General features: G+C 29.8%; 21 protein-coding genes. All 21 read left to right on the top strand.

Going from position 1 to position 20,727, the window contains the following annotated elements; all coding sequences use genetic code 11:
* Nucleotides 1-2: 2 nt before the first annotated feature.
* The 21 genes from GXM17_RS15860 to GXM17_RS15760 all read left to right on the top strand — a co-directional run bounded on the left by GXM17_RS15860 (nucleotide 3) and on the right by GXM17_RS15760 (nucleotide 20,683).
* A complete protein-coding gene (locus tag GXM17_RS15860; protein ID WP_163400299.1) occupies nucleotides 3-1,079 on the top strand; it encodes a glycosyltransferase family 4 protein in 1,077 nt (358 codons plus the stop codon).
* Nucleotides 1,076-1,819, top strand: a complete 744-nt coding sequence (locus GXM17_RS15855; protein WP_163400298.1) for a glycosyltransferase family 2 protein — start codon at nucleotides 1,076-1,078, stop codon at nucleotides 1,817-1,819. The genes GXM17_RS15860 and GXM17_RS15855 overlap by 4 nt, the downstream gene beginning before the upstream one ends.
* Nucleotides 1,789-2,715, top strand: a complete 927-nt coding sequence (locus GXM17_RS15850) for an NAD-dependent epimerase/dehydratase family protein (protein ID WP_341872908.1) — start codon at nucleotides 1,789-1,791, stop codon at nucleotides 2,713-2,715. Before GXM17_RS15855 ends, GXM17_RS15850 begins: the two co-directional genes overlap by 31 nt.
* 111 nt (nucleotides 2,716-2,826) lie before the next feature.
* Nucleotides 2,827-3,909: an EpsG family protein gene (locus GXM17_RS15845; RefSeq protein ID WP_280115306.1), complete on the top strand. Its 1,083-nt coding sequence runs from the start codon at nucleotides 2,827-2,829 to the stop codon at nucleotides 3,907-3,909.
* Between the two features lie 29 nt (nucleotides 3,910-3,938).
* Nucleotides 3,939-4,901, top strand: coding sequence for an MraY family glycosyltransferase (locus tag GXM17_RS15840; protein ID WP_163400296.1), 963 nt, complete (start codon nucleotides 3,939-3,941; stop codon nucleotides 4,899-4,901).
* Complete coding sequence (locus GXM17_RS15835; protein WP_163400295.1) at nucleotides 4,901-5,326, top strand: cupin domain-containing protein; 426 nt, start codon at nucleotides 4,901-4,903, stop codon at nucleotides 5,324-5,326. The genes GXM17_RS15840 and GXM17_RS15835 overlap by 1 nt, the downstream gene beginning before the upstream one ends.
* Nucleotides 5,319-6,464, top strand: a complete 1,146-nt coding sequence (locus GXM17_RS15830; protein WP_163400294.1) for a DegT/DnrJ/EryC1/StrS family aminotransferase — start codon at nucleotides 5,319-5,321, stop codon at nucleotides 6,462-6,464. Before GXM17_RS15835 ends, GXM17_RS15830 begins: the two co-directional genes overlap by 8 nt.
* Before the next feature lies 1 nt (nucleotide 6,465).
* A complete protein-coding gene (gene rfbC, locus GXM17_RS15825; RefSeq protein ID WP_163400293.1) occupies nucleotides 6,466-7,014 on the top strand; it encodes a dTDP-4-dehydrorhamnose 3,5-epimerase in 549 nt (182 codons plus the stop codon).
* The gene (gene rfbD, locus GXM17_RS15820; protein WP_163400292.1) at nucleotides 7,014-7,859 is read left to right on the top strand and encodes a dTDP-4-dehydrorhamnose reductase; all 846 of its coding nucleotides are present in this window, start codon (nucleotides 7,014-7,016) and stop codon (nucleotides 7,857-7,859) included. Before rfbC ends, rfbD begins: the two co-directional genes overlap by 1 nt.
* 53 nt (nucleotides 7,860-7,912) lie before the next feature.
* Complete coding sequence (gene rfbA / locus GXM17_RS15815; protein ID WP_163400291.1) at nucleotides 7,913-8,797, top strand: glucose-1-phosphate thymidylyltransferase RfbA; 885 nt, start codon at nucleotides 7,913-7,915, stop codon at nucleotides 8,795-8,797.
* Between the two features lie 83 nt (nucleotides 8,798-8,880).
* Nucleotides 8,881-10,848 (top strand): polysaccharide biosynthesis protein, encoded by a 1,968-nt coding sequence (locus tag GXM17_RS15810; RefSeq protein ID WP_163400290.1) that lies wholly within the window; start codon nucleotides 8,881-8,883, stop codon nucleotides 10,846-10,848.
* Nucleotides 10,849-10,951: 103 nt separating this feature from the next.
* Complete coding sequence (locus GXM17_RS15805; protein WP_163400289.1) at nucleotides 10,952-11,818, top strand: ABC transporter permease; 867 nt, start codon at nucleotides 10,952-10,954, stop codon at nucleotides 11,816-11,818.
* A gap of 9 nt (nucleotides 11,819-11,827) precedes the next feature.
* Nucleotides 11,828-13,078, top strand: coding sequence for an ABC transporter ATP-binding protein (locus GXM17_RS15800; RefSeq protein WP_163400288.1), 1,251 nt, complete (start codon nucleotides 11,828-11,830; stop codon nucleotides 13,076-13,078).
* Complete coding sequence (locus GXM17_RS15795) at nucleotides 13,066-14,379, top strand: glycosyltransferase (protein WP_163400287.1); 1,314 nt, start codon at nucleotides 13,066-13,068, stop codon at nucleotides 14,377-14,379. Before GXM17_RS15800 ends, GXM17_RS15795 begins: the two co-directional genes overlap by 13 nt.
* Nucleotides 14,380-14,382: 3 nt before the next feature.
* Nucleotides 14,383-15,261, top strand: coding sequence for a formyltransferase family protein (locus GXM17_RS15790; RefSeq protein ID WP_163400286.1), 879 nt, complete (start codon nucleotides 14,383-14,385; stop codon nucleotides 15,259-15,261).
* A gap of 1 nt (nucleotide 15,262) precedes the next feature.
* Nucleotides 15,263-16,402: a dTDP-4-amino-4,6-dideoxygalactose transaminase gene (gene rffA, locus GXM17_RS15785; protein ID WP_163400285.1), complete on the top strand. Its 1,140-nt coding sequence runs from the start codon at nucleotides 15,263-15,265 to the stop codon at nucleotides 16,400-16,402.
* Nucleotides 16,396-17,004 (top strand): LbetaH domain-containing protein, encoded by a 609-nt coding sequence (locus GXM17_RS15780; protein ID WP_163400284.1) that lies wholly within the window; start codon nucleotides 16,396-16,398, stop codon nucleotides 17,002-17,004. The genes rffA and GXM17_RS15780 overlap by 7 nt, the downstream gene beginning before the upstream one ends.
* Nucleotides 17,001-17,996, top strand: a complete 996-nt coding sequence (locus GXM17_RS15775; protein WP_163400283.1) for a glycosyltransferase family protein — start codon at nucleotides 17,001-17,003, stop codon at nucleotides 17,994-17,996. Before GXM17_RS15780 ends, GXM17_RS15775 begins: the two co-directional genes overlap by 4 nt.
* Nucleotides 17,989-18,822 (top strand): DUF5672 family protein, encoded by an 834-nt coding sequence (locus GXM17_RS15770; RefSeq protein WP_163400282.1) that lies wholly within the window; start codon nucleotides 17,989-17,991, stop codon nucleotides 18,820-18,822. The genes GXM17_RS15775 and GXM17_RS15770 overlap by 8 nt, the downstream gene beginning before the upstream one ends.
* A gap of 140 nt (nucleotides 18,823-18,962) precedes the next feature.
* Nucleotides 18,963-19,952 (top strand): glycosyltransferase family 2 protein, encoded by a 990-nt coding sequence (locus GXM17_RS15765; RefSeq protein ID WP_163400281.1) that lies wholly within the window; start codon nucleotides 18,963-18,965, stop codon nucleotides 19,950-19,952.
* On the top strand, nucleotides 19,946-20,683 hold the full coding sequence (locus GXM17_RS15760; RefSeq protein ID WP_163400280.1) for a glycosyltransferase family 2 protein: 738 nt from the start codon (nucleotides 19,946-19,948) through the stop codon (nucleotides 20,681-20,683). The genes GXM17_RS15765 and GXM17_RS15760 overlap by 7 nt, the downstream gene beginning before the upstream one ends.
* Nucleotides 20,684-20,727 lie beyond the last annotated feature (44 nt).

The following is a 20,727-nucleotide window of genomic DNA, read 5'->3' as shown; positions in this document are numbered from 1 at the left end:
AAATGAAAATTTTAATTGATAATATTGTTTTTTCATTACAAAATTCAGGAGGGATCTCAGTATACTGGAGAGAATTAATAACGAGGTTTTTAGAAAAAAAGTCTTTGAATATTTTATTTATTGAAGAGAAAAGAGCTAATAAAAACATTTTTAGAGAAACGATTCTAATTAATCAAGAGTCTGTAATAAATAATAAAAAGTCTAATTTTTTATTTAGATACAGAGATGTTAAGTTAGATTTTAAAGGAGATAAATTTATTTTTCATTCGACATATTACAGAACTCTTAATAAATTTGTTAAAAGAAATAATGAGGTAAAGGAAGTAGTAACGGTACATGATTTTACCTACGAATATTATGTAAAAGGGCTAAAAAAATGGATACATATTTTTCAAAAGAGGAGAGCGTTGGAAGTGGCCGATGTGATTATCTGTATTTCGGAGAATACAAAAAGGGATTTATTGATTTTTTATCCGCAGTTTGCTAATAAAAGGATAGAAGTAGTTTACAACGGTGTAGCTGATGATTATTTTCCTTTAAAAAGTTCAACAGATAAATTGGGAAATTCGGATTTCTTTTTGTTTGTAGGGTCGAGAGTATCCTATAAAAATTTTGATTTCACAGTTAAAGCTGTGTCACAGAGTAGTTCTAAGCATAAATTAAAGATTGTGGGAGGAGCTTTAAATGCAAAGGAATTAAAGTTGTTAAATGAATTTCTTCCAAATCGTTGGGAGTTTTTTTTACATGTGAAAAATCAAAAATTGAATGAGCTATATAACAGTTGTATTGCTTTGTTATATCTATCATCTTATGAAGGTTTTGGTATTCCTATTTTGGAAGCTATGCGGGCAGGATCCCCTTTTATTGCGATGAACAGTTCTTCTATACCTGAAGTAGCAGGAAACGCCGGTGTTTTAATAGACAGGTTAGATTTTGATGAATTTAACAAAGCATTAGCAATTATAGAATTGAATAGAAAGGAAGTTGTAGAAAAAGGATTAATTCGAGCTGAAAAATTTTCTTGGGAAATATGTTTTCAAGAAACCCTAAATATTTATAAAACTTTAGATTTAAAATGAAAATATCTATAATAACTGTTTGTTATAATAGTGATGCTACCATTGAAAAAACTATTTTATCTGTGGCATCACAAAATTATACAAATCTTGAATACATCATTATAGATGGAGGCTCTTCAGATGGGACAGCAGCGATAATCAAGAAAAATGAAGATAAAGTCTCTAAATGGATTTCTGAACCAGATAAAGGGTTATATGATGCCATGAATAAAGCAATCAAATTAACAACTGGAGATTTGATAGGAATTCTAAATTCAGACGATATTTTTTACTCCAATACAGTAATTGATGAAATAGCAACTTTTCATAAGCAAAATAATATTGAAGCCTCAGTTGGAAATATTATTCAACATAAAGAAAATGGTAAAATTGTAAGATTATATTCTTCTCAATATTGGACTCCGGAAAAACTTAAAATTGGATATATGCCTCCGCATCCTGCAATTTTTTTAAGAAAAGAACTTTTTTCAAGATTTGGAGTTTACGATTTAGGTTTTAAAATAGGTGCAGATTATGAATTGATAACCAGATTTTTTTTAAAAAATCAGATAAGTTGGAAATATTCAGGAATAACAACTACATCTATGTTGGTGGGAGGTTTAAGCAGTTCAGGTGCTACTTCATATTTATTAATTAGTAAGGAGATTCAAAAAGCGCTGGCTATGAATAATATTAAGTTTTCGCCAGTTAAAATAAAAGCACGTTTCATGTGGAAAATAATTGGGTTTTTAAGGAAATGAAAATAACAATTACAGGAGCTTCAGGATTTGTTGGTAAGAATCTTCAGGATTATTTAAAAGATACTCATGAAATAAATGCTCTAAGTTTGCGCTTTCTGATAAATCAAACTTTTAAATTTGAAACAAACGCAGTGATTCACCTTGCAGGCAAAGCTCATGACTTAAAAAAGGTATCTCGTCCCCAAGATTATTATGAAGCTAATTTTGAGTTAACCAAACAATTGTTTGATGTTTTTTTAAATTCAAAAGCTTCGGTTTTTATTTTTATGAGTACTGTAAAAGCGGTTGCGGATGAAATAGCAGAGATTTTAACTGAAGATGTAACTCCGAACCCTAAAACTCATTATGGTATTGCTAAACAACAAGCAGAAGACTATATTTTGAGTAAGGAAATTCAGGAAGGAAAAAGAGTTTATATACTGAGGCCATGCATGATTCACGGTCCTGGAAATAAAGGAAATCTAAATTTGTTATATCAATTAGTTGCAAAAGGATTTCCATGGCCATTAGGAGCATTTGATAATAAACGTTCTTTTTTAAGTATAGAAAACCTTTGTTTCATAATTAAAGAAATATTAGAAAACAAAAATATTCCGAGTGGTATTTATCATGCAGCAGATGATGAATCATTGTCAACTAACGAACTAATAAAATTAATAGGAACTGGTTTGGATAAAAAAACCAGGATTTGGAATATTCCATCAAATTTAATAATAGCAATTGCTAGATTAGGTAATTATTTACGCTTGCCTTTGAATACAGAAAGATTGCAGAAATTGACAGAGAATTACATTGTTAGTAATACAAAACTTAAAAAAGAATTAATGAAAGAGCTTCCGGTTTCAGCTAAAGAAGGGCTTATTAAAACGATCAATTCTTATAAAATAATAGGATAAGGATAACATACAAATACTCGTAAGACATTGGAAGAAATTAAAAAACATCGAATTGAAAGATAGCTGGTTTTTAAATAATTTGCGATATATAGCAGGAAAATAATAAGAAATATGTTTTTTTATATTTTATTAGTTTTTATAATTCTGGCTTTATTTCTTGTTACTTATTACTATCCTAGTACAGAAAAAATCATAAGTATATGTTGTCTTGTCATCATGATTTTAATTGGAGGCTTTAGAGATGGCATAGGTTGGGATTATAAAAGTTACACTCATTGGTATCTTGAAGGAACTAGAGATAATAATGTAGAGTTTGGATTTTTAGCTATTATGAAGGCTTTTAGATTTTTTAAGCTGGATATTACATTCCTTTTTTTCTTTTTTTCTTTTTTCACTTATCTCTTTGCTTATTTAGGCATTAGAAAATATACAAACAAAAGTAGTCTTCCATTAGTGCTTTATTTTATGATACCTGTTTTATTTCTATATTCTTTTACTTATATAAGACAATTTTTGTCAGTTGCAATTGCTTTCTATGCTTTTAGCTTTTTATTGGAAAAAAAATATTGGAGATATTTTTTATTGATGCTATTGGGTATATCAATTCATTATAGCTGTTTAATCCCATTTGTAGTCTTTATGGCTGTTTTTAAGTGGGGAGAAATTATAAAGATCCGTCACTTATATTTATTAATGGGAATCTCATTTGTGATATCACAAATTGGTATTATTCATTTATTGAGTTTTCTTTTCAAAGACTCTCATTACCTTTTTTACGTTTCGAGTAAGTTTGCTGTTCCGGTTCCTTTGATGAAATTGGTGGTATTAAATCTTATGGGTTTAATTGTTTTATGGTATTATGAGAAATTTGGGTTTAAATTCTCTCATCAAAAGTATTTACTATTAATCTATATATCTTCAATACTTTTTCTAAATATTTTTTCAGAATCGACAGAATTGACAAGGATTTATATTTATTTTAGAATTTTTGAAATACTTCTGGTCTCAGAAATTATTCTTTACGCATTATTAAATAAAAAATTTTGGATGATAAGTTTTATTTGCTGTTTTTATATATATCCTTTTTTTCGAGCAATAAAAATAGATGGTGATAATCAAATCTATGAAGAACAGAAATTAGTTCCATATAAATCTATATTGTTAAAAAACGTATTTTCAAAAGATACTGTATAAAAGTGGGCAATAAATTTTAAAAACAAATAATGCAATACATAACATTAAGTCTTCTTTTAATGATTATAATGCTACTTTATTTCAAAGTAGCAAATCATTTTAATATTATTGACAAACCAAACCAAAGAAGCTCCCATACAGATATAACATTACGAGGAGGCGGTGTAGTTTTTTGGTTTGCAGCTTTGCTCTATTTTGCACAACATATCGATACAAATTATTTTTTCTTTACCGGTATTACATTAGTTAGCTTTGTTAGTTTTTGGGATGATATTCAGAGTTTGTCCAATAAGATTAGGATTTCAATTCACTTTTTGGCAATTAGTCTTTTACTTTATGATTTAGGAGTTTTTCATGAAATTTCTTTTTTGGTAATTCTTGTGTTGTATATTGCTGCTATCGGTTTCATGAATATTTATAACTTCATGGATGGTATAAACGGGATTACAGGTTTATATACTTTGGTAATAATGGGAGCACTACTGTATGTAAATCAAAAGATTCTGTTATTTACTGATAGTGCTTTTATAATATATCCGATGATAGCCAGCGTGGTTTTTCTTTTCTTTAATTTTAGAAAAAAAGCTAAATGTTTTGCAGGTGATGTAGGTAGTATAGCCATTGCTTTTTGGGTTATCTATTTTATTTTGAAGCTAATTTTAATGACGAATTCGGTAATCTGGATTTTATTTTTTGCTGTTTATGGAACGGATGGCGTTTGTACTATTTTGCATCGTTTGTATCTGAAACAAAATATATTTGAAGCTCATCGTTTGCACCTATATCAAATTTTAAGTAACGAATATAAAATGCAACACAGATTAGTAGCATTATATTACGCCGTTATACAAATAATAGCATCTGTCATAGTAATATTTTTATATCAAAAAGTTCAGGATGGATTGATATTTATAATAGTTATAGTTCCTTTATTTTTTCTTTATACTTCAAAATTTTATTTGTTAAAGAGAAAGAATTTAAAATTTAATTAATGGGAGCTAAAGTAATTCAGGGTGGATGTTTTTCAGACCAAAGAGGGACTATATCTTATGTAAATGATTTTAGTTTTAAAGATATAGAAAGATTTTATATCATTAGTAATTCTGATCAACATCCAATCCGTGCATGGCAGGGACATAAATTAGATGCTAAAAACTTTTATTGTATAAGCGGATCATTCAAAATTCACTTTGTAAAAATTGATAATTGGGATAAGCCTTCAAAAGACTTAGAAGTTGAAACTATAATTGTAAGTGTTTCCGAAAGTAAAATTGTACATATTCCTGCAGGTTACGCAAACGCAATAGAATCTTTAGAAACAGGGTCAAAATTGATATCATTTTCTACTATACCTTTGGCAGCTGTTAGCGAGGATGATATTCGTTATGCATCAGATTATTGGAAAATTAATGAATAACAAAAGAATTTTTTTATCGCTTTCACAACAAAGTGGTTTTGAACAGCTGTATATTCAGAAAGCACTTGATGATAACTGGATTACTTCAGGCGGGCCTAATGTAAATGATTTTGAAGAAGTTTTAGAAAATTATCTCGGAGATGAATCTTACGTAACAGCCCTGAATTCTGGAACATCTGCAATCCATTTAGCCCTAATTTTGTTAGGAGTGAAAACGGGTGATGAGGTTATTTGCCAAAGCTTGACATTCTCTGCATCAGCCAATCCTATTTTATATCAGGGGGCAATACCGGTATTTGTAGACAGCGAGCCTGAAACCTGGAATATATGTCCAGAACAACTCGAAATTGCAATCTGTGACAGGATTAAGACAGGAAAAAAGCCTAAAGCTATTATAGCTGTACATTTATACGGAAACCCTTATATGGTAGATGAAATTCATGCAATAGCTGACCGGTATAAAATCCCTGTTATTGAAGATAGTGCAGAAGCTCTCGGAAGTTCTTATAAAGGAAAAAAATGCGGTACTTTTGGTACTTTTGGCATTTTGTCTTTCAATGGAAATAAAATTATTACTACGTCTAGTGGGGGAGCTTTAATTTCGAATTCAAAAAAAATAAAAGAAAGAGCAGTTTTTTATGCTACACAATCAAAAGATGAAGCTGTGCATTACCAACATAGCCAAGTAGGTTATAATTACAGAATGAGTAATATTTGCGCAGGCGTCGGTCTTGGGCAGATGAAAATTTTGGATAAAAATATTAACTCGAGAAGAACGATAAATCATTTTTACAAGGAGATTTTTAAGGATATTCAAGAAATAGAATTGTTTCAGACTGCCGATGATGATTTTTTTTCAAATTACTGGCTAAGCACAATTTTAGTTACTGAGAATAAAAAAATAAACAGGGAAACTTTAAGGCTTGCATTTGAAAGCATGAATATTGAGTGTCGTCCTGTCTGGAAGCCTATGCATTTGCAGCCTGTTTTTTCCGGTTATCCGTATTATGGGAAGGATGTAGCTGAAAATTTATTTGAAAGAGGACTGTGCCTGCCTTCGGGTTCTGGTCTGACAAAAGAAGAAAAAGAAAGGATTAAGGAAGTAATAAAAATCTTCTTTAATAATTATAATAGTTAAAATGAAAATTGAAAAAACATTTATAAAAGATTTGTTAATTGTTGAACCAACAGTTTTTGGCGATGAAAGAGGTTATTTTTTTGAATCATACAGCAAAACTAAACTTGAAGATTTAGGAATCGATATTGATTTCGTTCAGGATAATCAGTCTTTTTCTAAAAAAGGAACTTTAAGAGGTTTGCATTATCAAAATCCTCCTTTTGCACAAACAAAACTTGTTCGTGTTTTAGAAGGTGAAATTATTGATGTAGCGGTTGACTTAAGAAAAGATTCTCCAACTTACGGAAAGTCATTTAGTATTTTGCTTTCAGCAGAGAATAAAAAACAATTGTTAGTGCCTCAGGGATTTGCTCATGGTTTTTCAGTTATTAGCGAAACAGCTTCGGTAATGTACAAATGTGATCAGTTTTATAACAAAGCTTCAGAAGGCGGAATTAAATTTGATGATCCGTCTTTAAACATAGATTGGGGAATGAATTTGAAAGATGCTATTGTGTCTGAGAAAGATCAAATACTTCCTTTTATTGAAAATTGTAATAGTTTATTTTAATGGATAAAATATTGGTAACCGGTGCTACAGGTCAATTAGGATCTGAGCTTTTAGTTTTGTCTCCCAATTATCCTCAATATGAATGGTTATTTGCTGATAGGACTCAAATTACATTGGATAATTTAGTGGTTTTGCAAAAACAGTTAAATGAAATTCAACCTGATATAATTCTTAACTGCGGAGCTTATACAGCCGTTGATAAAGCAGAATCAGAAAAAGATCTGGCTTTTATAGTAAATCATTTAGCGGTAGAATTGATAGCAAAATATGCAAAAGCTAATGATGCAAAATTAATCCATATTTCTACAGATTATGTATTTGACGGGACTTCATCAGTTGCTTTGGATGAAGAAGCCAGAATAAATCCGATAAATAGTTACGGAGACAGTAAACTTGCCGGCGAGGTTGCCTGCCTGAAAGAAAACCCGGATTCCATTATTATAAGAACCTCCTGGGTGTATAGTAAGTTTGGAAATAATTTTGTTAAAACGATGCAGCGTTTGATGCAGGAAAGAGAAACCATTAATGTGGTTAACGATCAAATAGGTTCACCAACTTATGCAGCTGATTTAGCTCAAGCGATGATGGTCATTGCAGAATCTGAAAAATGGATTCCGGGAATTTATAATTATTCCAATGAAGGTGAAATAAGCTGGTATGAATTTGCGTTGAGCATAAAAGAATTTGGAAAATATAATTGTGATGTAAAAGGAATTCCTTCTGAGTCATATCCAACTCCGGCTAAACGCCCTGAATTTTCTTTATTAGATAAGAAAAAAATTAAAACAATTTATAATTTAGATGTACCGGATTATAAAGAGAGTTTAAAAAAGATGTTTATTTAAAGTTTTTTAGATTTAGAACTAAATTTCTGGTCAGAAAATCTAAAATTATTATTATGAAAGGAATTATATTAGCCGGTGGTTCAGGAACAAGATTGCACCCTCTGACTCTTGCAATGAGTAAACAGATGATGCCCGTATATGATAAGCCCATGATTTATTATCCGTTGTCAACTTTGATGATGTCAGGAATAAATGAAATTTTGATTATTTCTACGCCTCATGACCTGCCAAATTTTAAAAAATTATTAGGAGATGGTTCCAGTCTTGGGTGCCATTTTAGTTATGCAGAACAAGCTATTCCAAATGGTTTGGCCCAGGCTTTTGTAATAGGTGAAGAATTTATAGGCAATGATGATGTTGCGCTGATTTTGGGAGACAACATATTTTTCGGTTCTAATATGCAGGAACTCTTGAAGTCAAATACCAAACCAAACGGAGGTGTCGTATTTGCTTATCATGTTTCAGACCCGGAACGTTATGGAGTTGTTGAATTTGATGAAAACCTGAATGCAGTTTCAATTGAAGAGAAACCTACAGAACCAAAATCAAGTTATGCAGTTCCAGGATTGTATTTTTATGATAATTCGGTTGTTGAAATAGCCAAAAATATTCAGCCAAGTGCACGCGGAGAATATGAAATTACAGATGTAAATAAAGTTTATCTGGAAAGGGGATTATTGAAAGTAGGTATTTTAAGCAGAGGTACTGCGTGGTTAGATACAGGAACTTTTAACAGTTTGATGCAGGCAGGGCAATTTGTACAGGTTTTAGAAGAAAGACAAGGTTTAAAAGTGGGTTGTATTGAGGAAATTGCATGGAGACAAGGCTTTATTTCGGATCAGCAGTTAGAGGAACTTGCATTACCACTGGTAAAATCCGGATACGGATCTTATTTGATCGAATTTTTAAAACAAAAGAAAAAAGGAGGAAGATTTTAATCTAAAAAAGAAATATTTTTTTGAAATCTTTAATTAGTACTTTTGTATGTATGCTGAATTTCCATTACTAAATAAAATAAAATTTGAATACAGATAAACCAACCAAAATGTCTGCTTTTTTGCATAACAGTTTTTCGCCAAGAAATCTTAAAGCAAATCTTAACAATCTTAGTTATTTGCCAAGGTGGATTATCGTAGCCATTGATATAATGGTTCTCATCTTTTCGTTTACATTTACTTATATGTTGTTTGAAGGGACAGCGTTAGGTTACATTATAACATCACATCATTTTTATTTTGTATCAGTTCTTATTTTTGTCAATGTATTTTTCTTCTGGCTATTCAGGACATATTCAGGAATTATAAGGCATTCCTCTTATATAGACGCAATAAAGTTGTTGTTTTCTCAAATGTCCGTTTTGATTTTCTTTTTGATTTTCAATTTAGTTTTTGAGTTGTATTCCGGACACAAGGCATTTTTAAATACGGGACTTTTTATAAATTTAGTATTGTCTTTTTGCGGATTATTCTTATACAGAGTTGTTGTAAAACAAACTTTTGAAATCTATTTTTCAGAGAAAACAGATTCAAAATTAATACGAACAGTTATTTATGGCACAGATGCTAATGCAATTTCTGTTGCTAATGCATTAAAATTTGAAACTCCTTCCCGATTTAAGATTGTTGGTTTTGTGGACAAAAACAACCAAAATGCTTCTAAACGGATGTTGGACCTGCCTATATTGATTCAAAAGAAAAAACTACCTGCTTTAATGCGGTCTGTTGCTGCAGAAGCTGTTATTATAGCAGACAAAAGTTTATCTAAAGATGAACAGCTAATTATAGTTGATCAGTGTTTAGAATTCAATTACAGAGTATATACAGTACCGTTAATTTCTGACTGGGAAAACCAAAAAGAAATTTCTCAAAAAGTTAAGAATATCCAGATAGAAGATTTATTAGAAAGAAAGCCAATTGTATTGGATAGTAAATCCATATCTAAACAATTAAAAGATAAAGTCATACTTATTACGGGAGCTGCCGGTTCTATTGGCAGCGAAATTGTCAGACAGGTTTTAGGGTTTAATCCTAAAACTATAGTAATTTTGGATCATGCAGAAACTCCTTTGCACAATTTATGTCTGGAAACACTTGCACTTGATTCTCAAACAAAAATAAGAGCGGTTATTGCAGATGTAAAAAGCAAAAAGGCTTTAGAAAAAGTATTTACCGATTTTAGGCCCCAGGTCGTTTTTCATGCCGCAGCTTATAAGCATGTTCCGTTAATGGAAGAGAACCCTTCACAGGCAATTCTTACCAATGTTAAAGGAACAAAAAATCTGGCAGACCTCTCCTGTAAATATAATGTAAAGAAATTTGTAATGGTTTCTACTGACAAAGCTGTTAATCCTAGTAATGTTATGGGAGCAAGTAAGCGTATCGCCGAAAAGTATGTACAGTCGTTATTTTTAAAAAATCAGAAAGAACAACCAGAGTGCAGAACTAAATTTATTACAACCCGTTTTGGAAATGTTTTAGGATCGAATGGTTCAGTAGTTCCGCTATTTACCAAACAAATTGCACAAGGAGGTCCTGTCACAATTACACATCAGGATATTATTCGTTACTTCATGACTATTCCCGAAGCCTGTCAGTTGGTTTTAGAGGCTGGAGCAATGGGAAATGGAGGTGAAATTTATATTTTTGATATGGGAAAACCGGTAAGGATAATTGATTTAGCTAAAAAAATGATTAAGTTAGCCGGTTTTATTCCAGATAAAGAAATCAAAATAAAAATTGTCGGTCTAAGGCCAGGTGAAAAATTATATGAAGAATTATTAAATGATACTTCGAAAACGTTGCCGACTTATCATAACAAAATAATGATAGCACAGGAAATACAGGATGAATATGAAAACTTGCATATTGAAATTGAAGAACTTATAGCGATTTCGAGTTTTTATAGTAATGATGAAATAGTAACTAAAATGAAAAAAATCGTTCCTGAATTTAAAAGTATGAACTCAACTTTTGAAGTTTTGGATAAATAAATATGTTTATTAAATTATAATAGTAGAGAAAGGTGTTTTATAAAAGCGCCTTTTTGCTTTTTAATCTTTTTTGAACAGGTAAAAAATCCTGTTAATTAATAAAATGAATAATACTGAGAATAATAAAGACTGGCTGTTTGAAATAACACCAAAAAATAATTTCTTTTCCTTAAATTTTAAAGAAATATGGCAATACAGGGATTTATTGTTGTTGTTTGTAAAACGGGATGTAATCACTGTTTATAAACAAACTGTTTTAGGTCCACTGTGGTATCTGATTCAGCCTTTATTCACATCAGTTACATTTACAATAATTTTTAATAATGTCGCCGGAATCAATACAGGCACAATACCTCCTTTTTTGTTTAATTTAGCCGGAGTAACCGTTTGGAATTATTTCACAGCATGTCTTACTGGAACATCTGATACTTTTAAAGCAAATGCAAATATCTTTGGGAAAGTTTATTTTCCCAGGATTATTACACCACTTTCGGTTGTGATCTCCAATTTAATAAAGTTTGGAATTCAGTTTTTTATTTTTGTCTTTTTTTACATTTTCTATTATATAAAAGGAGCAAATTTAACCTTGAATGGTTTAGTGGTGTTTTTTCCAATTTTAATTGCTTTTATGGGAATTTTAGGATTAGCATTAGGAATGCTAATTTCTTCAATGGTAACGAAATACCGTGATTTAAGTCATTTGATTGGTTTCGGAATCCAGTTGCTGATGTATCTTTCTGCAGTAATGTACCCAATGGAGTTAATAAAAGATAAACTACCGCAATTTGGATGGCTTGTTTCTTATAACCCTTTGGCTTATATTATAGAGACTTCACGTTATCTGCTTTTAAGTACGGGTAATATTTCAGTTTTGGGATTGCTTTATACCTTAGTAATTACGATTGTTTTATTCCTTATCGGACTTTTAGTTTTTAATAAAACCGAGAAAAGCTTTATCGATACTGTTTAATTTCAAGAAATGAAAGATATTATATTAAAAGCCGAAAATATTTCCAAGCAATACCGCTTAGGACAAGTAGGAACAGGAACTTTGACTCATGACATAAATCGCTGGTGGCATCAGATAAGAGGAAAAGAAAATCCATATTTGAAAATAGGCGATACAAATGACCGGTCTACAAAAGGTAATTCAGATTATGTCTGGGCCCTACAGGATATTAATTTTGAAGTTAAACGAGGTGAGGTGTTGGGAATTATTGGTAAAAACGGTGCAGGGAAATCAACACTTTTAAAAATTTTATCCAAAGTAACTGCTCCAACAACAGGAACTATTAAATGTCGTGGGCGCATTGCATCTCTTTTAGAAGTTGGTACAGGATTTAATGGTGAAATGACCGGCCGGGAAAACATCTTCCTAAATGGAGCCATTTTAGGAATGACGAAAAAAGAAATTGCTTCAAAGCTTGATGAAATTATTGATTTCTCCGGTTGTGAGCGTTATATTGATACTCCCGTAAAAAGATATAGCTCAGGAATGACTGTTCGGCTTGCGTTTGCTGTAGCGGCTTTTTTGGAACCTGAGGTATTAGTTGTAGATGAGGTTTTGGCTGTTGGAGACGCAGAATTTCAGAAAAAAGCCATTGGTAAGATGCAGGATATTTCTAAAAGCGGTGGAAGGACTGTTTTATTTGTAAGTCATAATATGGTGGCGGTAAAACAATTGTGTAATAGGGGGATTGTGATGGAACATGGAAAAGTGAAATATGATGGTAATATAGATGATGCATTAGCTAAATATTTAGAGATCAATTCTGGGGATGAAAATAGTCATAAGATTATTTATAAAGTAGATGAAAGTAAAGAAGCTCAAATCTTGTCAGTTGAGTTAAGAAATGAAAATGAGCATGAAATAACGGAATTTTTTACTGATCAGGATATATATATTCATATAACTTTAAGGAATAATTCATATGAGGAAAATTTGCGTTTAAATTTTTCTATTTTGGATAAATACGAAAATTTAATTTTTATCAATCGAAGGGCTTTAGATTTTACAGGAGTAAAAAAATGGATATTAAAAGTACCTAATAATGCATTAATTGCAAATACTTATATCATTGGTTTGGCGTTGGATATACCAAAAATCAAACTGTTGGACTTTCCTCAAAATAAATTAGGATTGAATATTATAAATCTTACTCAAGAAGAATTCAAGGATGGAGATGTAGAAAATGGATTTTTTAAAATACCAGTAGAATGGAAAATGTAAACAAGAAAATTTTATTGCTGTCTACAGGTGATATAAATGGGGCTTATGAAGCAATTTATAAATTAGGATGTTTTTTTATTGAACAAAACCATACGTTAAGTATGTTAGTTAAGTATAAAACAAGAAATGATAGGTTTATTGTTCAATATTTAAATGAATCAAAAACTAAAAAAAAAAAAACTATAATTGAACGTATATTTATCAAAATTAAAAATAGAATAGTATACAAATCACGATTTAAGTTAAAACAAGTTTATTTTGATGAAAAATATTTTTTTATTAGTAAAGATGAAACTATTGTAAATACAAGCGCTGAGCAAATTATAAAGCAAATAGGATTTATTCCGGAATTTATATTTACAGGAATGACTAGTGGTTTTATGAATAGTACAGATTTGTTAAATCTGCAAAAAATTACCAAAGCACAAGTTTATAACATTACAGTTGATATGAATCACTTTACCGGAGGATGCCATTATGCTTGGGATTGTGAGGGTTATATAAAAGGATGTAATGAAGAATGTCCGGCAATAATAGGAAGTAATGACAGGAATATTGCTAAAATAAATTTTGAAACTAAACTTAAAAATGCTCAAGAGGGAGATTTTAAAGTGATTGGAATGTCTAATTGGACAGTTAAGCAAGCTCAAAATTCTAAAATTTATAAGACTCAAGATTTTATTCCTAATTTTAATAGTATGATAGATACTAAATTATTTAATGCTAAGAATAAGGATATAGCTAAAAGAATTTTTGATTTTGATAATTCCAAGTTTTATATAATGGCAGGTAGCCAAAATGCTTCAGATCCTAGAAAAGGCTTTTTATATTTTATCGAAGCTTTAAAAATTTTAGAAGAGAAATTAACAACAGAACAAAAAAACAAAATAGTTATTTTGGCAGTTTCTCGAAATGTGCCAAAAGAATTTGAATCTTTACAATTTATAAAGCAGAAACTAGACTACATCACAGATTATAGATTGTTAGTTTTGCTTTATCAAGCTATAAATTTATTTGTAAATTCTTCTATTGAAGATTCTGGACCAATGATGGTATCAGAAGCTATGTCATGTGGTACTCCAGTAGTTGGTTTTGATATGGGGATAGTTAATAATATGGTAATCAATAATTTTAATGGATATAAAGCAATTTTAAAGGATAGTAAGGATTTGGCCTTTGGAATTAAAACAATTTTGGAGCTTTCCACAGAAGATTATAAAGCTTATTCACAAAACGCTGTTAAACAAGTTCAGGTTTATTCTTCTTTTGAAACTTTAAAAGATATAAATATTTTAAAATAAAAAATGAAAGTAGGACTGTTTTTAATGACAAAAAAAGGATATTCAGTTTTATTCTCTTTAATTGAAAATCATAAAATAAAAAATATAAGTTTTATTTGTATTGGGAAGGATACAAAATTAGATAATGATTATTCCTTGGATATTGAAAATCTTTGTAAAAGAAATAGGATAGTTTTTTTTTATAAAGATGAGATACACAATTATAGTATAATATGTGATTATTATTTAGCAATATCTTGGAGATGGCTGATTGATTTACCCAATTTAATTATTTTACACGATTCAATTTTGCCAAAATATAGGGGTTTTGCTCCTTTAGTAAATATGTTGATTAATGGTGAAGAATTAATAGGCGTAACAGCAATTTTTGCAAGTAAAGATTATGATAAAGGCGATATTATTTTACAGAAAAAGATCAGAATAGATTATCCAATAAAAATTAAAAATGCTATTGATATAATAAGTGGCCTTTATAGTGAAATTAGTTATGATATTTTTTCTTTTATAGAAAATAATAAGAAACTCGTAGGAGTTAAACAGACTGAAAATGATGCGTCTTATTCATTATGGTTGAACGATGAAGATTATTTTATCAATTGGAAAGACGAAGCTAATAAAATAAGGCGTAAAATTGATGCATGCGGATCTCCATACCAAGGAGCAAAATGCTTTTTAAATGATAAAATTATAATAATAACTGAAGCAGTTGTTTTAGAGGATGTTATGATTGAAAATAGAGTGTGTGGGAAAATAATTTTTATTAATAACAATTTTCCAGTAGTCGTTTGTGGAACTGGATTATTAATGATAAAAGAAGCTGTTTATCAAGAAACTTTAAAAAATATATTACCATTGAATAAGTTTAGGTCTAAATTAAGATAGTATGACTCCATTTAACAAACCTTTCTTAATAGGCAGTGAGTTAAAATATATTCAAGAAGCAGTAGCTTCAGGCAAAATTTCTGGTAATGGGAAATACACCCAAAAGTGCCAAAATTTTTTTGAAGAAAAATATGATTTTGGCAAATGTTTGTTAACTACTTCTTGTACTGATGCTTTAGAAATGGCAGCAATATTAATTGATCTTGAGCCAGGCGATGAAGTAATAATCCCTTCTTATACTTTTGTTTCAACTGCCAATGCTTTTGTATTAAGAGGAGCAAAAATAGTTTTTGCAGATTCAGGAAAAGATAACCCTAATTTAGACGCAACTAAATTGAAGTCTTTAATTTCTCCGAAAACTAAGGCAATAGTTCTTGTTCATTATGCTGGTATTGCTTGCGATATGGATGCTATAATGGAATTGGCGCATCAATATAATCTTTATGTTATTGAAGATGCTGCACAGGCTATTGATAGTTATTATACGGGTAAAGACGGAATTAAAAAGGCTTTAGGTTCTATTGGGCATTTAGCAACTTTTTCTTTCCATGAAACCAAAAATATTATTTCAGGCGAGGGAGGAATGCTAGTTGTTAATGATTTACAATTTGCTAAAAGAGCAGAAATTATTTGGGAAAAAGGAACTAATCGATCTGCTTTCTTTAGAGGAGAAGTGGATAAATATGGATGGGTGGATGTTGGTTCCAGTTTTTTACCTTCTGAAATTATTGCTGCATTTCTCTGGGCACAACTTGAGAATTTAGAAAAGATACAAGAAAAACGTAAGAAGCTTTGGGAATATTATTATAAACAATTCGATCTTATAGCTGATGAATGTAAAATAAAATTGCCACAAATACCTCAATATGCTACTAATAATGCACACATGTTTTATATTAGATTTGCAACTTTGGAAGAAAGAACAAAGTATATTAAAATGTTAAAAAAACAAGGTATTTTAGCTGTTTTTCACTATATTTCATTGCATTCAAGTTCATTTTATTCTTCTAAACATGATGATAGAGTATTATTAAATACAGATATGTTTAGCAATACTCTATTGCGATTACCAATGTTTTATGAATTGACTGAAAAAGAAATAGATAGAATTGTAAATTGTTTTAAAGAAACAAGATGTTAGCAAAAATTAAAAATAAAATTTTAAACTATCTTTTTTGTCAATTTAATTTGTATCAGAAAAAGAAGAATAATCAGGATTATCAAAATACTATTTTAAAATTTAGAAAAATCGGGAAATCTTTTATTATAGGCAAAGATTGTACAATTCTTAATCCTCAATATATAAAAATTGGTGATAATTTTGTGGCAGGAGACCGATTTAGAATTGAAGCATGGGACAAATATAGAGAACATAGTTTTGAGCCAAACATTAAAATTGGTAATAATGTTATATTTAATACCGATATTCATATTGGTTGTATAAATTATATAGAAATTGGGGATAGTTGTTTGTTTGCCAGTAGAATTTATATTACCGACCATCATCATGGTGAACCAACAACAGAAATGTTGAAATTAGCACCAAAGGATAGACCTTTAATTTCAAAAGGACCAGTTATCATTGGAAGAAATGTATGGGTTGGAGAAGGTGTTGCAATAATGCCTAATGTTATTATTGGTGAAAACAGTATAATCGCAACTAATGCTGTAGTCACTAAAAGTATACCTCCTAATTGTGTTGCAGCAGGTGTCCCGGCAACAATAATTAAATATATAAAATGAAAATAGCATTTACGATTTGTTCTAATAATTATTTAGCTCATGCTAAAACATTAGGAGACTCCTTTTTAGAGAATCATCCCGATAAAAAATTCGTCATAGGATTAGTAGATAAATATGATGCATCTTTTGATTATACTGTTTTTTCAAAATTTATAATAATTCTTGTAGAAACATTACAAATTCCAGACTTTGACGAATTAAATAAAAAGTACAATATTGTAGAATTGAATACTGCTGTCAAACCTTTTTATTTTCATTATCTTTTTAAAAAATTTAATGCAGAGAAATTACTTTATATTGATCCGGATATTTTGGTTACAAGCCATTTTGACGAAGTTTTTACTATTTTGGATGATAAAAATATTGTGATAACACCTCATATTTGCACGCCGATTGATGATGAATTTGCTCCTACTGATTATCACACTTTAAGAGGAGGTGTTTTTAATTTAGGGTTTATAGCATTGAGCCATTATGAAAAAGTCAAAGATTTTCTGAACTGGTGGGGAGCAAGAGTTGTTAAGTATGGATTTATGAATTTTTGCAAAGGCATGTTTTATGATCAAATATGGATTAATTATGTGCCTGTTTTTTATGATAATTATTCTATTTTGAAGCATCCTGGGTATAATATGGCTAATTGGAATTTGCATGAAAGACAGCTTTCAATAATAGAAAATAAATATTTTGTGAATGAGAATTATCCACTTCGTTTTTTTCATTTTAGTAGTTATAAATTTAATAAACCTGAACAAATATGTTCTTATCTAACACGATTTGATTTTAATAATAGACCTGATTTGATTGCATTGTTTGAGGATTATAGGCAAAAGTTGTTTAACAATAATGTGACTACTATAAGTAATTTAAATGTTTTTTATTATTCAAAACCATCAATTGAGATTAAGATAAGAAAGAGTAAAAGTGATATGCTGTTTTTTAAAATAGCTAAAAGAATTAAAAAAGCGGTTAAAGTTTTGATAAATGGTTAAACCTGATAAAAAAGTTGTAGTTGTAATACCAATACATGAGGTAAATCCAAGTGAATTGGAATTAATTTCATTTCAGCAGTGTTTTAAAATATTAGGTAAATATACTATTAAGATAATAGCACCAGAAGGACTGGATCTTATAAATTATAGAAATGTAATTCAGGATTTTGAAGTAGTTTTTATTGATCCGGTTTGGCAGTCATCTATTGAAAAGTACAATAAACTGAAGCTAAGTCAGTTTTTTTATAGATTGTTTGATGATTATCAATTTTTGTTGACTTATGAATTGGATGCTTTTGTATTCAAGGATGAACTTTTACATTGGTGTAATAAAGAATATGACTATATTGGTTCTCCTTGGTTTGTCGGATATGACAATCCATCAAATGATTTTTTAGGAGTTGGTAATTCAGGTTTTTCATTGCGAAATATAAAAGCAATGCAAAGAGCTATAAAAAAGGTCTATCTGGAAGAAGCAGCTTATTATTCTTTTAGCAGAAAAAATAAAATATTATTTAAATTGTTTACATATTTTAATCATTTAATAATATTTTTTGGAGAAAACCATACTATACAGCGATCATCCCATAGAAATGAAGACGCATTTATTTCTCAAATTATTGTTAAGCAAGTAAGAGATTTTAAAATTGCATCTATTGCTGAAGCAATACCATTTGGTTTTGAAGTTAACCCCAAATATTTATTTCAAATAAACAAAAATATATTGCCAATGGGGTGCCATGCATGGTGGAGATATGATTTTGAATTTTGGAAACCTTTTATTGAGGATTTTGGATATAAAATTCCTATTGCAAATGATAAATAATTTGAAACAAATATTCAAAAAACATAGTAAAGTATGCGGATGTAAAAGAAGGAAACTTTTGAAAATTTATATTTTATAATCATAAGCAAAACTTTATAAGCAAAAGATAAAGAAAAACTTTAAGTAATGGATACCGGTAAATGATTAAAAGTAAAAATAAGCAATTTACTGAAAAAAAATCAGGTAATAAAAGGGAGGATGTTGTAAAAGAACTTAACATAAAAAAGAAGATGAACTGCCCAAAAATATCAATTGTAACTCCAAATTTCAACGGAGGAGAATACTTTGAGGAAACTATTAAATCAGTTTTGTCTCAGAATTACCCAAATCTGGAGTACATTATTATCGATGGTGGCAGTACAGATAATTCAGTTGATATAATTAAAAAATATGAAAATCAATTAACGTATTGGGTAAGTGAACCAGATAAAGGCTTGTACGAGGCAATTCAGAAAGGGTTTGATAAATCAACCGGGGAAATAATGGCCTGGATCAATTCAGACGATGTATATCATCCAAAAGCCTTTTTTACTGTAGCAGAAATCTTTAGCTTAGATGGTGTAAAGTGGCTCCAGGGAGTCCCTTCTACTTTAGATGAGATGGGCAGAACAATAGGAGTCAGTAAAGTTAAAAAATGGTCTAAATATAATTATTACACAGGAAACTTCCATTGGATACAGCAGGAATCGGTTTTTTGGAAAAGATCTTTATGGGAAATCTCGGGAGGGAAGTTAGAAACTGAAATGAAATATGCAAGTGACTTAGAATTGTGGCTTCGTTTTTTTAGATTTGAAAAATTATATGTTACAAATGCTTTATTAGCAGGCTTTCGGATAAGATCCAAAAATCAATTGTCTTTAGATTATAAGGGTGCTTATCACAAAGAAGCCATTGATCGAATAAATAATGAGGTTAGGAATGTCATTCCAATTGAAGAAAAAACAATAGTTGCACAAATAGTAAGACATGATCTTATAAAAACTAAATTAAGATATAAACCTTTGAAACAAATATTTGATACCTTTTTTTATCTGAAATTTAAAAAAACTAGAGAATCATTATTTGATTATCCGCCTGCAATAATCTTTGACAGAATAAGCCAAAATTTTAAATTGTTTAAGGAATGCTAAAACTATCAATTATAACAATTAATTATAATGATATTCGGGGATTGCAAAAAACAGTAGAAAGTGTTATTAAACAGTCTTCAAAAGATTTTGAATATATTGTTATTGATGGTGGCTCAGCAGATGGAAGTGCTGAATACGTATTGGCTCATGATGAATACCTCAACTATTGGGTGAGTGAACCTGACCAAGGAATTTATAACGCCATGAACAAGGGGATTTTAAATGCAAAAGGAGATTACTTCTTGTTCCTAAATAGCGGTGATGTATTAGTAGATGATCCAGAAATCATAAGTAAAATTGTTTCGATTTTAAACCATCGGGCTGTGTATTATGCACCAATATACATTGAGCAAAATGAAAACCAAAAAATAGTCGACTATCCATCTAAAATTGATGAAAAATTTGCATTCACCAATACAATATGTCAACAAGCAGTAATTTATCATGCTTCAGTTTTTGAGAATAATTTATTTGATGAGAAATTAAAATATATTTCAGACTGGAAGATGCATTTTTCTTTATTTAAGAGAAAAATTAAATTTATTCATTTGAATATTCCCTTTGCGATTTATGATTCAAATGGATTGACAAGTAAGGGAGAAACAAAGTACAATTCACACAAAGAGAGGTTAAAACTACAATTTTTAGAGTTCCCATTCTACTTTTTTAAATATTATGGGAAGAATTGGAGAGTGTTATTTAAGTTGTTTAAAATTCTCACTAAAAGATAATTATAAGTTTATGTTAATAAAGTTTTTGAAAATATATTAAAAAG

Source organism: Flavobacterium fluviatile, from assembly GCF_010645065.1.
In the GTDB taxonomy this organism is placed as follows: Bacteria; Bacteroidota; Bacteroidia; order Flavobacteriales; family Flavobacteriaceae; genus Flavobacterium; species Flavobacterium fluviatile.
This window is presented reverse-complemented; position numbering and strand designations above follow the sequence as displayed.